The 14,267-nt window shown below is 39.2% G+C and carries 13 protein-coding genes; 1 reads left to right on the top strand and 12 read right to left on the bottom strand.

Annotation, left to right across the window (positions count from 1 at the left end):
• Positions 1-340 precede the first annotated feature (340 nt).
• From AC3RV6_RS02185 to AC3RV6_RS02150, 8 genes are all read right to left on the bottom strand, one after another.
• A complete protein-coding gene (locus AC3RV6_RS02185) occupies positions 341-946 on the bottom strand; it encodes a thymidine kinase (RefSeq protein ID WP_489747841.1) in 606 nt (201 codons plus the stop codon).
• Between the two features lie 161 nt (positions 947-1,107).
• A complete protein-coding gene (rpmE, locus tag AC3RV6_RS02180) occupies positions 1,108-1,341 on the bottom strand; it encodes a 50S ribosomal protein L31 (protein WP_489747840.1) in 234 nt (77 codons plus the stop codon).
• A 195-nt stretch (positions 1,342-1,536) separates the two neighbouring features.
• Positions 1,537-2,805: a transcription termination factor Rho gene (gene rho / locus AC3RV6_RS02175; RefSeq protein WP_489749165.1), complete on the bottom strand. Its 1,269-nt coding sequence runs from the start codon at positions 2,803-2,805 to the stop codon at positions 1,537-1,539.
• A gap of 119 nt (positions 2,806-2,924) precedes the next feature.
• Positions 2,925-3,890: a class II fructose-bisphosphatase gene (gene glpX, locus AC3RV6_RS02170; RefSeq protein WP_489747839.1), complete on the bottom strand. Its 966-nt coding sequence runs from the start codon at positions 3,888-3,890 to the stop codon at positions 2,925-2,927.
• A gap of 63 nt (positions 3,891-3,953) precedes the next feature.
• Positions 3,954-5,234: a UDP-N-acetylglucosamine 1-carboxyvinyltransferase gene (gene murA, locus AC3RV6_RS02165; protein WP_489747838.1), complete on the bottom strand. Its 1,281-nt coding sequence runs from the start codon at positions 5,232-5,234 to the stop codon at positions 3,954-3,956.
• Positions 5,235-5,254: 20 nt separating this feature from the next.
• Positions 5,255-5,905 (bottom strand): fructose-6-phosphate aldolase, encoded by a 651-nt coding sequence (fsa, locus tag AC3RV6_RS02160; protein ID WP_489747837.1) that lies wholly within the window; start codon positions 5,903-5,905, stop codon positions 5,255-5,257.
• 80 nt (positions 5,906-5,985) lie between these two features.
• Complete coding sequence (locus tag AC3RV6_RS02155) at positions 5,986-6,843, bottom strand: class II fructose-bisphosphate aldolase (protein ID WP_489747836.1); 858 nt, start codon at positions 6,841-6,843, stop codon at positions 5,986-5,988.
• A gap of 146 nt (positions 6,844-6,989) precedes the next feature.
• Entirely contained in the window at positions 6,990-7,337 is a 348-nt protein-coding gene (locus AC3RV6_RS02150; RefSeq protein WP_489747835.1) for a response regulator, read from the bottom strand.
• Positions 7,338-7,479: 142 nt separating this feature from the next.
• Here AC3RV6_RS02150 and AC3RV6_RS02145 point away from each other — a divergent pair, with 142 nt between their 5' ends.
• Entirely contained in the window at positions 7,480-7,989 is a 510-nt protein-coding gene (locus tag AC3RV6_RS02145; RefSeq protein ID WP_489747834.1) for a DUF2529 family protein, read from the top strand.
• A 96-nt stretch (positions 7,990-8,085) separates the two neighbouring features.
• Here AC3RV6_RS02145 and pyrG read toward each other — a convergent pair whose 3' ends face one another.
• The 4 genes from pyrG to icmF form a co-directional block, all read right to left on the bottom strand.
• Positions 8,086-9,708 (bottom strand): CTP synthase, encoded by a 1,623-nt coding sequence (pyrG, locus tag AC3RV6_RS02140; RefSeq protein WP_489747833.1) that lies wholly within the window; start codon positions 9,706-9,708, stop codon positions 8,086-8,088.
• 218 nt (positions 9,709-9,926) lie between these two features.
• Positions 9,927-10,469 (bottom strand): DNA-directed RNA polymerase subunit delta, encoded by a 543-nt coding sequence (rpoE, locus tag AC3RV6_RS02135; RefSeq protein ID WP_489747832.1) that lies wholly within the window; start codon positions 10,467-10,469, stop codon positions 9,927-9,929.
• 215 nt (positions 10,470-10,684) lie between these two features.
• Positions 10,685-10,837, bottom strand: coding sequence for a hypothetical protein (locus AC3RV6_RS02130; protein ID WP_489747831.1), 153 nt, complete (start codon positions 10,835-10,837; stop codon positions 10,685-10,687).
• A gap of 134 nt (positions 10,838-10,971) precedes the next feature.
• Entirely contained in the window at positions 10,972-14,229 is a 3,258-nt protein-coding gene (gene icmF / locus AC3RV6_RS02125) for a fused isobutyryl-CoA mutase/GTPase IcmF (protein WP_489747830.1), read from the bottom strand.
• Positions 14,230-14,267: the final 38 nt, after the last annotated feature.

The raw sequence follows: 14,267 nt of genomic DNA, 5'->3' as shown, positions 1-14,267 counted from the left end.
TGCTCACTTCACTCTTTTTTTGTTACTATATAAATGAATCGTGTTGATTTCCGCTACAGGTGGACGCTTTCCGCGGGGCGTGCGGTGAGCCGCTTCCTTCGCTTCGCTACGTCCAGGGTCTCACCTGTCCCCGGGACGAATTGCACTTCATTCGTCCTAAATCCCGCCGGAGTCGCCACCCCGCCACTCCAATCTACAAGTACGTGGGGTTTCCTTCAGTTTCATACATTTCATTTTACGATTTGTATGAATAACACATTTTATTTCGGCGTATCTCAAAAACTAAAGAATAAACGAACAAAAACCCGACCGCTGCTTATCGACGGTCGGGGAATTGACTTTATTCATTTATAGCAACGTGTGCTGTGACACCTTTTGGTACTTCATGATGCTGTCTACATCTTGCTTCATATGCTTCGGCAGCGCCAACCAAAATGACTGGGTCATCAAAACCGGCTGGTATGCCATTAATAAGGCGCTGAGTACGGCTTGCAGATGTGCCACAAACTGTGCATACGGCTTGTAGTTTTGTTACATTTTCTGCAACCGCCATGAGAAGCGGCATAGGTCCAAATGGTTCACCCCGGAAATCTTGGTCGAGGCCTGCAATGATTACGCGGTAGCCCTGATCTGCAAGTTCCATCACAACGTCTACAATGCCGTCATCAAAAAACTGCGCTTCATCGATTGCGACTATGTCATAGTTAGATACAAGATATTTCTTAATTTCTGAAGAGCTTGAAAGGGCATTTGCAATTACTGTTGTTCCATTATGGCTAACTACAGCATTTTCACTGTAGCGATCGTCAATTTGGGGTTTGAAGACTACAATTTCTTGTTTTGCATATTGCGCTCGGCGTATGCGGCGAATTAATTCTTCTGATTTCCCCGAGAACATGCTCCCACAAACAACTTCAATCCATCCACCTTGAAATGTATTATTCATGCTTTTTTCTCCTTTCACAAACACGCTATATATCGTCTTGCTTATTATTCAATTTGAATTCATATCATACCCGAAATACCTGTTTTAAGTAACTTTTTTTATGTAAAACATAGAAATACCCGCCCGGCGCATATGCACCTGACGGGTATTTAACGAAGGACTTATGCTTCTTCTGTTTCTTCTTCGCGTCCTTCTTCTTTGAGGCCATACTTTTTGTTGAAGCGATCGACACGGCCGTCCGCTTGAGCAAATTTCTGACGTCCAGTGTAGTATGGGTGGCATTCCGAACAAACTTCAACTCGGATGTCCTCTTTTACTGAACCTGTATCAAATGTGTTTCCACATGAACAAGTAACATGGGAAACTTTGTAATCTGGGTGTATTCCTGCTTTCATCGGTCTCTCTCCTTTCGCTCTGAACCATCTGGAACAGAATGTTATAATAGAAGTTGTTTAACTTCTAATAAGATCGATGCCTTACACGGCCCGTATCGTCAGCCGTATATGCAGCAAATCGTATTTTCGATACCTAAGCAATTGTAGCAAATTAAATGACGATATGCAACTTTTCTATTTTTTAAAATGTAAAAATTAAATTATGCCTTTACCATTACGGTGTGCTTTCATTTCTGTATTTAATTTTTCAAAAAAAGCTTCATTTGTTTCTGATTTACTAAGTTTTTTCAAGAAGCGTTCAACAAAATCCGGCGTATCAGAAAATGTTTTTCGAATTGCCCAAAGTCTCTCAAGCTGATCTTTAGGAATAAGTAATTCTTCTTTCCTAGTTCCAGAACGACGAATGTCAAGTGCAGGGAAGATGCGACGCTCAGCGAGATTACGGTCAAGGTGAAGTTCTAAGTTACCCGTTCCTTTGAACTCCTCATAAATAACTTCGTCCATTCTTGAACCTGTATCAACAAGCGCAGTTGCAAGAATCGTTAAACTGCCGCCTTCTTCTAAATTACGCGCTGCACCAAAGAAACGTTTCGGTCGGTGGAATGCTGCCGGATCAATACCACCGGATAGCGTTCTTCCACTTGGCGGAATTACAAGATTATATGCACGTGCAAGTCGAGTAATCGAGTCCATCAAGATAATGACATCTTTTTTATGCTCTACTAGTCTCATTGCCCGTTCAAGAACAAGTTCAGCAACTTTAATGTGATTTTCTGGTACCTCGTCAAAAGTAGAACTGACAACATCAGCTTTAACAGATCGCTCAATATCCGTAACCTCTTCAGGTCGCTCGTCAATTAACAAGACGATAAGTTCAGCTTCCGGATGATTCACACTAATAGAGTTAGCAATTTCTTTTAAAAGTAATGTTTTCCCTGCTTTTGGAGGCGCGACTATGAGACCACGTTGACCAAATCCTACGGGTGCAACAAGATCCATAATTCGTGTCGATAAGTTTGCAGGGTCTGTTTCAAGTTTTATATGGCGGTCTGGATAAAGAGGTGTAAGTGCTGGGAAGTGGACACGATTTCGTGATTCTTCCGGATTTTCACCGTTAACTGCTTCTACTTGTAAAAGCCCATAATAACGTTCCGATTCTTTTGGAGGACGCACTTTCCCTGCTACTTTATCTCCATTACGAAGATCAAAACGTCTAATTTGGGAAGCGGAAATATAGATATCTTCTGAACTAGAAGAATAATTAATAGGTCGTAAGAAGCCATATCCCTCTGATTGGATAATTTCAAGAACACCTTCCATAAAGAAAAAGCCTTCTTGTTCTGCCCTCATTTTCATAATGGCAAAAATCAATTCTTTTTTTGTTAGTTTTGAGTAATAAGTTACTTTATATTGTTTGGCGTGTGTATATAACTCTTTTAAAGTCATTTCTTCTAGCGTAGACATTGTTAGTTTCGTCAATTTACTGGCACCACTCTTTTAGGTTGATGGGCTTAATTTTGAAAGAAGATACCTTGCCAATTATAGGCAAGGTGGAAGTTATTATATCTTTTGAAACTTTGGGGTCAGTCCTGCATGACGAGATGAGGTTTTTTCTCCATGCTGTGACGGCCTTCTACAAAACGAATAGTACCTGATTTAGAACGCATAACAAGTGAATGTGTTTCACTGTATCCGCCATTGTAACGTACACCACGAAGCAATTCTCCGTCAGTTACACCAGTTGCAGCAAATATTGCATCGTCACCTTTAACAAGGTCATCCATTTTCAGGACTTTATCAACATCGATACCCATTTTCAAGCAACGTTCACGTTCTTCATCATTTGAAGGAATTAATTTACCTTGTAATTCTCCACCAAGACATTTTAATCCTACTGCTGCGATTACGCCTTCAGGTGCGCCGCCGATTCCAAATAAAATATCGACACCAGTTTCAGGAAATGCTGTGTTAATTGCTCCTGCAACATCCCCGTCATTAATCATTTTAATTCTAGCACCCGCTTCGCGAATTTCAGCGATTAATCCTGCATGACGTTCTCTATTTAACACAGAGGCAACAACATCCTCCATATTTTTATTTTTAGCTTTTGCAACTGCACGTAAGTTATCAGCAACAGATGCATTAATATCAATTTTACCAACAGATTCAGGACCTACCGCAATTTTATCCATATACATATCTGGTGCATTCAAAAGATTTCCTCTGTCTGCAATTGCAATAACAGCAAGCGCATTCCAGCCGCCAGCCGCAACAATATTCGTTCCTTCAAGCGGATCAACTGCTACGTCTACTTCAGGACCATTTCCCGTTCCTAATTCCTCACCGATATAAAGCATAGGCGCTTCATCCATCTCGCCTTCACCAATTACAACAACGCCGCGCATCGGAATTGTATCAAAAACAGTACGCATTGCTTCTGTCGCTGCGTCGTCTGCTTCGTTTTTTAAACCCCGTCCCATCCAACGTGCTGCTGCAACACCTGCTGCTTCAGTAACTCTTACTAACTCCATTGTTAAACTGCGTTCCATTATTGTTCCTCCCAATTTTACGAATATCTCGTAAGTTCATCTACTTCGTCTATACTATCACATTTATTTTGTCAGTTTTGCAGATTCTTCAGGTATTTCCACTTTACGAATATCAGCGCCAAGACCTTGAAGTTTTTTTATTAGCGAACCATAACCACGTTCAATATGTTGAATTTCACGCACTTCTGTTTCACCGTCCGCAATAAGTCCTGCAAGTACTAACGCTGCTCCTGCTCTCAAGTCCGTCGCACTTACAATTGCTGCCTGAAGTGGCGTTGGACCAGATAGTATAGCGGATCTTCCCTCTACACGGCCTGTCGCATTCATTCTGACAAGCTCATCGATATGCTTAAATCTCGCGGAATAGACAGTATCAGTAATAACAGAAGAACCTTTCGCTTGCGTGAGCAATACTGATAAAGGTTGTTGTAAATCGGTTGGGAAGCCAGGATAGACAAGTGTTTTTATATCTACTGCTTTTAGGTCCGTCGATTTCGGAATAAAGATTCTCTCATCTTCTTCGACGATATTAACGCCCATTTCACGAAGTTTCGCTGTCAATGCTTCAACGTGGAACGGTATTACATTGTCAATTGTTACACCGTCTCCAGCAGCCGCGGCCATAATCATAAATGTACCAGCTTCAATTCTATCGGGAATGATTGTATGGCGCGTTCCGTGAAGCTTTTCTACGCCTTCAATACGAATAATATTTGTTCCGGCGCCTTTAATATCTGCACCCATATTAGTAAGTAATGTTGCTACGTCAACAATTTCAGGTTCTTTCGCTGCATTTTCAATCGTTGTACGCCCTTTTGCAAGGACAGCTGCAAGCATAATATTAATTGTTGCGCCAACACTTACAACGTCTAGATAAATTTTCGCACCACGAAGTTCTTCTGCACGCAAATAAATCGCACCATGCTCATTCGTCACTTTCGCACCAAGAGCTTCAAATCCTTTTATATGCTGATCAATGGGTCTTGGTCCTAGATGGCAACCGCCGGGGAGTCCAATCACTGCATGTTTAAAACGACCAAGCATCGCACCCATTAAATAATACGAAGCGCGTAGTTTTTTCACATTACCATTTGGAAGAGGCATAGAAATTATTTCAGTTGAGTCAATCATCATTTCCCCATCTTTAAATACAACTTTGCCCCCAATATCCTCGAGAAGTTCTTGCAATATGTGTACATCAGAAATAGCTGGAAGCCCTTCAATTGTGACGATAGAATCCGCTAAAATCGATGCAGGTATGAGAGCCACCGCACTATTTTTTGCACCACTCACTTTTATTGTACCTTGTAGGCGCTTGCCGCCTTTTATCTTATATACGTCCATTACAATCTCCTTCAAACATATTACTTATTCTTTCTGTTCTCCCAATCCGAGAGAAATGCTTCAATCCCTTTATCCGTAAGAGGATGGTTAAATAACTGTTTCAAAACATTAAACGGTGTTGTAGCAATATGAGCACCTTGTAACGCTGCGTCTGTAATATGTTGTGGACTACGAATAGATGCCGCAATAATTTCAGATTCGATACCGTGTATATCAAAAATCTCTGCTATTGTTCTAATTAAAGTCATGCCATCTTGCCCAATATCATCTAGTCTGCCTAGAAACGGTGATACATAAGTCGCTCCCGCACGTGCCGCAAGAAGTGCTTGGTTTGCACTAAAAATTAGAGTTATATTCGTTTTAATTCCTTCTTTAGAGAAAACAGAACAAGCTTTTAGACCTTCAGGTGTCATAGGTAATTTAACTGTGATATTCGGAGCAATTTTAGCAAGCTCACGTCCTTCTTTCAGCATACCTTCTGCGTCTAATGCAATTACTTCTGCGCTAACTGAAGCATCTGTTATAAGTGTAGTAATTTCTTTTAAACGTTCATGAAATGAAACGTCTTCTTTTGCTACAAGGGAAGGATTAGTTGTAACTCCTGATAAAATCCCCCAACTATGTGCTTCTTTAATTTCATCAAAATTTGCTGTATCTATAAAAAACTTCATTATAATATTCCTCCTCTAAATAATCCAAATAAGGAGAATGTCTTTATTTTCTAGACGTTTCTCCTTATTTTAAATATTAATTAACCTTGTTGAGAACTTCCGAATTCACGCATTTTACCAATAACTGTTGCTTTAATAGCTTCACGCATAGGTCCTAAATACTTTCTTGGATCATATACGTCAGCATCAGCTGCAAGTGTATCACGCACTGCTTTCGTACCTTGAATTTGGTTTTCAGTGTTGACGTTAATTTTTGATGTTCCAAGTGAGATTGCTCTCTGGATATCCTTAGTTGGGATCCCAGTTCCACCATGTAATACGAGTGGTAGATCGGATTGTTTAGAAATAGCTTCCATCTCTTCAAATCCTAAATTCGGCTCGCCTTTATAAGGACCGTGAACAGAACCAAGTGCAGGTGCCAAACAATCAATATTTGTATTGTCAACAAGCTCCTTACATTCAGCAGGATCTGCATAAATGACACCATCTGCAATTATGTCATCTTCTTCGCCGCCAACTACACCTAATTCAGCTTCTACCGAAATTCCACGCGCATGCGCATATTCCACAACTGCATTTGTAATTTCAATATTTTCTGCAAGCGGCTTTGAAGATGCATCAATCATAACCGATGTAAAGCCAGCGTCAATTGCTTCTTTACATTTTTCAAGGCTAGAACCGTGATCCAAGTGGATAGCAACTGGGACCGTTGTTTTATATTCTTCCATAAGCCCCTTAACCATACTTACTACTGCTTTAAATCCACCCATATAACGTGCTGCGCCTTCAGATACGCCAAGTATAACTGGTGATTTCTCTTCTTCAGCGGCTTGTAGTATCGCCTGTGTATATTCTAAATTATTTAAATTAAATTGCCCAATCGCATAGCCATTTTGTTTACCTTTAATCATCATTTCTTTCATTGAAACAAGTGCCATTAAAAATCCTCCTTGGAGTGATACCGTAATCTAAGTATTAAATTAAAAGCGTTCGAAAACCAATCGTTCACGAACAATCGCTTATATATCTTTATAATTATAACAAATAAATTGGGCATTTACCACTTCACAGGCTGTTAGCTTTCCTATAGCCGTTTTACAGTAGCTAGAACATCGTTTATATCAAACGGTTTCACAAGGAAATGAAAAATGTTTTCAAGTAATTCTTCAGATATATCCGTTCTATCATATGCAGTCATTAATATAACAGGTATGTTGGGCCATTCAACTTTTGCTTTTTTCAAAAACTCAGCACCATTCATGCCCGGCATCTGCATGTCAAGAATAATACAATCTGGTTGTTTAGTATTAACCAATTGCATTGCTTCTATGCCATTTGCAGCCGGGAAGGTCTTATAGCCTGCATTATTTAATACTTCGCAAAGTAACATTCTTATACCTGCTTGATCATCTACAATTAGAAGTTTTTTCATTTGTCCGTTCCTCCTAATAATACTCCATTACATTATACTATTAGACATAGGTCTGTATTTTCCCTTTATTCCTACAAAACTTTTATTTTTTGCTTTTCATATGAGCAATTCCTATAATGACTATGGGGTGATTAAGATAAAAATGTTAGCGACGCAAATTAGTGGACTTTTACAGCAAATAGTAACTAGCAACGAAGAAACAATAGAAGAAACTGCTCGACTTTTGGCTCAAGCAACAGTCGGAAAAGGTCGGATTATAATTTTCGGACTAGGTGAAATGGCTGCAATTCCGATAAATGCACTAGAAAGTGCTGAACCTTTATTTGGAGCAGTTTATTACGAAGAGGGTATGATTATAAATAAAGAGGATCGTGTGTGGATTATTTCAAGGTCATCTAGCGATAATCGTACTATTCATATCGCACGCCAGCTTTCCAGTCAATTCATCCCTTTTGCTGCCATTGCTACCGAGCAACCAGATGATTCAAATGAACTCGCGACATTGGCGACTACTTATATTCAAATTGGCTTATTAAAAGGTTTACTTCCAGCTGATAATGACAAGCGCATCGTTCAACCACACGCACTTGCAGCATTATTTATCTATGAAGCAGTTAAAATCGCTTACGATGAAATGTTATCATTTGATTGAACCTTAAGAACACGGCACAGTCTGTTTGATGCTTTCTTAAATTAAAATTAAAAACTGTACTAAAAATGGACTTATCCATTTTTAGTACAGTTTTATTTATTCTGACGCTTCTTTAGTATCAATTATCGCTTTTACATAAGCTTTAATTAATGGTTGTGGGCGTGTTGGACGTGATACAAATTCTGGATGGAACTGGCAACCAACGAAGAAAGGATGATTTTCAAGTTCAATAATCTCCGCAAATTGGCCATCAGGACTCATACCCGAATATGTTAAACCAGCCTCTTCTAGTTGTGCACGGTATGCGTTATTAAATTCATAACGATGACGGTGACGTTCATAAACAAGCTCTTCTCCGTATGCAGCACTCGCTTTTGTTCCACTCTTAACTTTACATGGATATAAACCAAGTCGCATTTCGCCTATTTCATTATTATCGCCGTTGCTGTTTCCTTTTTGTTCAGAAGGAATTTTAACAATTGGATTTTTTGTGTCTGGATTAAACTCTGTTGAGTGAGCATCAGCTAGTCCAAGGACGTTACGCGCATATTCTACTGCTGCAAGCTGCATACCAAGTGAAATTCCGAAGAACGGTACTTGGTTTTCACGTGCATACGTAACTGCTTCAATTTTACCATCGATACCACGATCACCAAATCCACCAGGAACAATAATTCCGTCTACATCTTTGAGGTGCTCGGCAACATTTTGCTTTGTCACTTTTTCAGAATCAATCCATTTTATGTCTACTTCTGTACCGTAGCCATAACCCGCATGTGATAATGCTTCAACAACAGAAATGTATGCATCTTGTAGTTCAACATATTTACCAACAAGTGCAACACGAACCTTTTTCGTAAGAGATCCGACAAGTTCAATGATGGCATTTAATTCGGTCATATCAGCTTCATCTGCTTGGAGATTTAAATAATCAATTACAATTTCGTCCATTTTTTGCTCTTTTAGCATAAGTGGGATTTTATAAAGTGTATCAGCATCTACTGCTTCAATTACTTCTTCTGGTCTTACACTACAAAATAACGCAATTTTATCTTTCATTTCCTGAGGGACATGCTGTTCAGAACGAAGAACGATAATGTTTGGCTGAATTCCGAGTCCACGCAACTCTTTGACACTGTGTTGTGTTGGTTTCGTCTTCATTTCGCCCGCAGCTTTCATATATGGAATAAGTGTACAGTGAACGTACATCACATCATTTTTACCAAGATCATTTTTCATTTGTCGAATCGCTTCTAGATATGGTAGTGATTCGATATCTCCCACACTACCGCCAATTTCAGTAATGACGACATCCGCATTCGCTTCTTTACCAGAACGCATCATGCGCTCTTTTATTTCATTTGTAATATGAGGAATTACTTGTACTGTAGCCCCACCATAGTCTCCGCGACGTTCTTTTTTCAAGACAGATGAATACACTTTACCCATTGTCGCATTAGAATATTTGTTCAAATTAATGTCTATGAAACGCTCATAATGACCCAAATCCAAATCTGTTTCTGCGCCGTCATCTGTCACAAATACTTCCCCGTGTTGATAGGGACTCATTGTACCTGGGTCCACGTTTATATACGGATCGAATTTTTGAATCGTCACCTTAAGTCCTCTATTTTTCAGTAAACGACCAAGAGATGCAGCTGTAATTCCTTTTCCTAAAGACGAAACAACGCCGCCAGTTACAAAAATATATTTTGTCATTTAAAATTCTCCGTTCGTTTTAGTATATTTTAAAGAAGTAAACCAATTCAGACACAGCAAGTACAAGCCAAAAGTAATGAAGATATGTCTTAGAAAAAATTAAAAAACGCCCCGTCTGCAAAGGTTTGCAGTAGGAGCGCACAAGTACTGAGTTTATATGTCCTTTTTTAAGGAGCCCAGTAGAATCTTACATTGCGCCTTGTGATGAAGTCAAGAAATTAATCTTCTTCCTCTTCATCTTCTTCTTCGTCGTCGAAGTCTACATCTTCTGGAATTTCTTCCTCATCTTCTACTTCAAGAAGGTCCGGGTCGACTTCATCTTCATCACTTACAACAACAAAGTCTTCTTCGATATCATCTTCGTCATCTTCATCGACGTCAATTTTATCAAATCCATCCTCGTCCAATTCATCTTCGTCATCTTCATCAATTTCATCAACTTCATCAGCTGACTTTCTTCTTTTTCTACGCGTTCTTACTACTGGAGCCGATTCTACCTCAAGTTGGTCAACAGGATACCACTCGCGCAGCCCCCATCTGATGTCATCAATTGAAAGAAAACGACCGTCAACATTAATATCTGTATTCACACGGTGCAATCTATCAGCCATTCCTCTAACAGTAACGCCATTTAGTTTACGAACCTCATCCATTAATTGTCTTAATGTTAAGTTTTCGCGTTTTTCAGCTAAAACAGCATAAGCGATGTCAATCATCGATTCTTCTGCAAGTTGTTCTTTCGTCATTTCACTGATATTCAATAAAACGCACGCCCTTTCTCAAATACATATCTATATTTACTAGTATAGACAAAAAGTAGTCTTAGAAGCCACTTTTTAATAAAAATGATTTTTTACATAAAAAAAGACCAGAACAATCCAGTCTTCAAATTAATAATTAAATGTAGGTTGAATCTTAACTTTATTATTATACCATAAGTCCAATTAGTACGTAAAGAAACCATTACAAAAAAATATTATTTCCTTACACGCTTAACTTCTTTAACGAAAATTAATCCTAGATAAGCAGCGGCAAGTAAGAATGATACAGCACCTAAGCCATCTTTATAAAAAATAAATGTGAATACTGCGAGGGCGGACACGATTAATATGTGCTGATATAATTTCACCTCGGCACCTCTTCCCTGCTTCCGAATATACTATAAAGTTTCGCCTTCTATACATTGTCCCATAGCATTTGGAAATAATCCACAAAGATGATAATGGATTATTTCCAGATTAGTTTTCAGACGACTAGTACCTATTACATATTACGGCGATATTGGCCGCCTACTTCGTATAAAGCATTCGTTATTTGACCAAGGCTTGCGACTTTTACTGAATGCATCAGTTCCTCAAAGATATTGCCGCCTGTTACAGCAACTTCTTTTAATTTAGCTAATGCTTCTATAGTCTCGTCTTTGTTCTTATTTTGGAAATTGCGTAAGTTTATGATTTGTATTTCTTTCTCTTCTTTTGTTGCCCTAGCTATTTCCATATTATCAACATCTTCTTCGGAAGGTGGGTTTGGATTTAAATAAGTGTTCACTCCGATTATAGGAAGTTCACCAGAATGTTTTTTCATTTCATAGTACATTGACTCTTCTTGAATTTTACCACGTTGGTACTGCGTTTCCATAGAACCAAGTACACCGCCACGGTCGTTCAGACGATCAAATTCTTGGAGTACCATTTCTTCAACGAGATCTGTTAATTCTTCAACAATAAATGCACCTTGTAACGGATTTTCATTTTTAGATAAACCATGCTCTTTTGTAATAATCATTTGAATGGCCATTGCGCGTCTAACAGATTCTTCTGTCGGTGTTGTAATGGCTTCATCATACGCATTAGTATGGAGCGAGTTACAGTTATCTTGAAGTGCCATAAGCGCTTGAAGCGTTGTTCTAATATCATTAAAATCAATTTCCTGTGCATGCAAGCTGCGTCCAGACGTTTGTACATGATACTTTAATTTTTGGCTACGCTCATTTGCACCGTATTTGTCGCGCATCGTAACAGCCCAAATTCTTCTAGCAACTCGCCCAATAACCGTGTACTCAGGGTCTAGTCCATTAGAAAAGAAGAATGATAGATTAGGTGCGAAATCATCGATGTTCATGCCTCGACTTAAATAATACTCAACATAAGTGAAGCCATTTGAAAGCGTGAATGCAATTTGTGAAATCGGATTAGCTCCCGCTTCCGCTATATGGTAGCCGGAAATAGATACCGAATAGTAGTTCTGAACTTTTTTATCAATGAAATACTGTTGAATATCACCCATCAGACGGAGTGCGAATTCTGTTGAGAAAATACATGTATTTTGACCTTGATCTTCTTTTAAAATATCCGCTTGAACAGTTCCGCGAACAACTTGCAGTGTCGTATCATGCACTACTGTAAACTCTTCGACAGTTAATGTTCTTCCTAGTTCTTCTTCTTTTATGCGGACTTGTTGATCAATTGCTGTGTTCATGAACATTGCTAATATAATCGGCGCTGGACCGTTGATTGTCATCGAAACAGAAGTAGACGGTAAGCAAAGGTTAAAACCTTCATACAGCTTCTTCATGTCTTCTAACGTACATATACTAACGCCTGATTCGCCGACTTTACCGTAAATATCTGGTCGTTCATGCGGATCTTCTCCGTATAATGTAACCGAATCAAATGCAGTAGAAAGACGTTTTGCATCATCCCCCTCCGATAAGTAATGGAAGCGGCGATTCGTTCGTTCAGGTGTTCCTTCTCCTGCAAATTGACGTTTCGGATCTTCACCTTCACGTTTAAACGGAAAAACACCTGCTGAATACGGGAATGAACCTGGTACATTTTCACGATATACCCAACGTAAGATTTCACCATAATCTTTAAATTTCGGCAATGCGATTTTCGGTATTTTCACGCCTGATAAACTTGTTGTCCGAAGAATTGTCCTAATTTCTCGATCGCGTACTTTTGTGACAAATTCTTCTCCTGCATAAGATTCTTTCAATGATTCCCAATTGTCTAGAATTTTCTTTGATAAAGGCGTTAGTTCTTCGCTTACCCCTTTTGCCAACGATTCAAGTGAATGTACAAGGGCATCGTCGGGCGCACGGTCTTTCACAACTTGAATCGACCCTTCTAGTTGAAACAGTTGTCGCGCAAGACTTTCTTGTACTTCAGACTTTCTATGGTAGCCGCGTACCGTCTCAGAAATTTCCCGTAGATAATGCAATCGTTCTGTTGGGATAATGACATTTTGTTTTTGCGTTTTCACAAAATCATCATACGATGTCTCCCAATCAAGACCATACTTTTCATTTAACACACCAACAATTGCCGCAAACAATGTATTCGTTCCAATGTCATTGAACTGACTTGCGATTGTCCCGTAAACTGGCATTGTATCGATTTCTTGGTCCCAAAGTAGACGACTTCTTTGGTATTGCTTCTGAACTTGACGCATCGCATCTTCAGAACCTTTTCGTTCGAATTTATTTACCGCAATTAAGTCTGCGTAATCAATCATATCAATTTTTTCTAGCTGCGTAGGTGCACCAAATTCGCTCGTCATAACATACATCGTTGCATCAGAGATGTCCGCAATATCTGCATCTCCTTGACCAATCCCGCTCGTTTCAACGACGATTAAATCATAGCCAGCTACTTTCACGATATCAAGAACATCTTGCATCGCTCCGGATAGTTCTGAACGTGAACCGCGCGTTGCCAAACTGCGCATAAATACACGGTCATTAAAGATAGAGTTCATCCGAATACGGTCACCAAGTAATGCGCCACCTGTTTTTTGCTTCGTTGGATCAATTGAAAGTATCGCAACTTTTTTATCAGGAAGCTCATGCAAAAACCGTCGAATTAATTCATCTGTTAATGAACTTTTACCCGCCCCACCTGTACCTGTAATTCCAAATATAGGTGTGTTTTTCGACATTTCACGCGCATTTATTATAAGTGCTTTAGCGTCTTTATCGTCTTTTGCATACATTTCCTCTGCATACGTAATTAGATTTGCTAGTTTTTCAGGACTAGTCGTATTTATTTCATCGAGACTTGCAAGCTTGCCTCCAGCCGTAGTTTTAAAATCACATTGCTCCATAATACGATTAATCATACCTTGAAGACCCATTTTACGACCATCTTCTGGTGAAAAAATCCATGCGATACCATATTCGTGTAATTCTTTAATTTCTTTCGGTATAATAACTCCGCCACCGCCTGCGTAAATCCGAATATGCGGGGCTCCTCTTTCTTCTAAAAGGTCATGCATATACTTAAAATATTCAACATGCCCACCTTGATACGAAGACATCGCAATTGCCTGCACATCTTCTTGAATTGCTGCGTTCACAACTTCTTCAACTGACCGATTATGTCCTAAATGAATAACTTCTGCGCCACTAGCCTGTAAAATACGGCGCATAATATTAATTGATGCATCATGTCCATCAAATAAACTAGACGCTGTAATCATACGAATGTGATTTATTGGTTTGTATATCTCAATAGTCGCCATTAATAAGCACTCCCCTACAAAATAGTTACCGTTAATCC

It is taken from the genome of Sporosarcina sp. So3-204 (assembly GCF_058068165.1).
Note: the sequence above shows the minus strand (reverse complement) of the source record. Positions and strands in the feature narration are given on the sequence as shown.

Excerpts from the sequence above, each read along its gene's own strand:
- AC3RV6_RS02185 (WP_489747841.1), bottom strand. The coding sequence starts at position 946 with ATGAATAATACATTTCAAGGTGGATGGATTGAAGTTGTTTGTGGGAGC.
- AC3RV6_RS02150 (WP_489747835.1), bottom strand. The coding sequence starts at position 7,337 with ATGAAAAAACTTCTAATTGTAGATGATCAAGCAGGTATAAGAATGTTA.
- AC3RV6_RS02145 (WP_489747834.1), top strand. The coding sequence starts at position 7,480 with ATGTTAGCGACGCAAATTAGTGGACTTTTACAGCAAATAGTAACTAGC.
- rho (WP_489749165.1), bottom strand. The coding sequence starts at position 2,805 with ATGTCTACGCTAGAAGAAATGACTTTAAAAGAGTTATATACACACGCC.
- icmF (WP_489747830.1), bottom strand. The coding sequence starts at position 14,229 with ATGGCGACTATTGAGATATACAAACCAATAAATCACATTCGTATGATT.
- rpmE (WP_489747840.1), bottom strand. The coding sequence starts at position 1,341 with ATGAAAGCAGGAATACACCCAGATTACAAAGTTTCCCATGTTACTTGT.
- fsa (WP_489747837.1), bottom strand. The coding sequence starts at position 5,905 with ATGAAGTTTTTTATAGATACAGCAAATTTTGATGAAATTAAAGAAGCA.
- AC3RV6_RS02155 (WP_489747836.1), bottom strand. The coding sequence starts at position 6,843 with ATGGCACTTGTTTCAATGAAAGAAATGATGATTAAAGGTAAACAAAAT.
- glpX (WP_489747839.1), bottom strand. The coding sequence starts at position 3,890 with ATGGAACGCAGTTTAACAATGGAGTTAGTAAGAGTTACTGAAGCAGCA.
- pyrG (WP_489747833.1), bottom strand. The coding sequence starts at position 9,708 with ATGACAAAATATATTTTTGTAACTGGCGGCGTTGTTTCGTCTTTAGGA.
- murA (WP_489747838.1), bottom strand. The coding sequence starts at position 5,234 with ATGGACGTATATAAGATAAAAGGCGGCAAGCGCCTACAAGGTACAATA.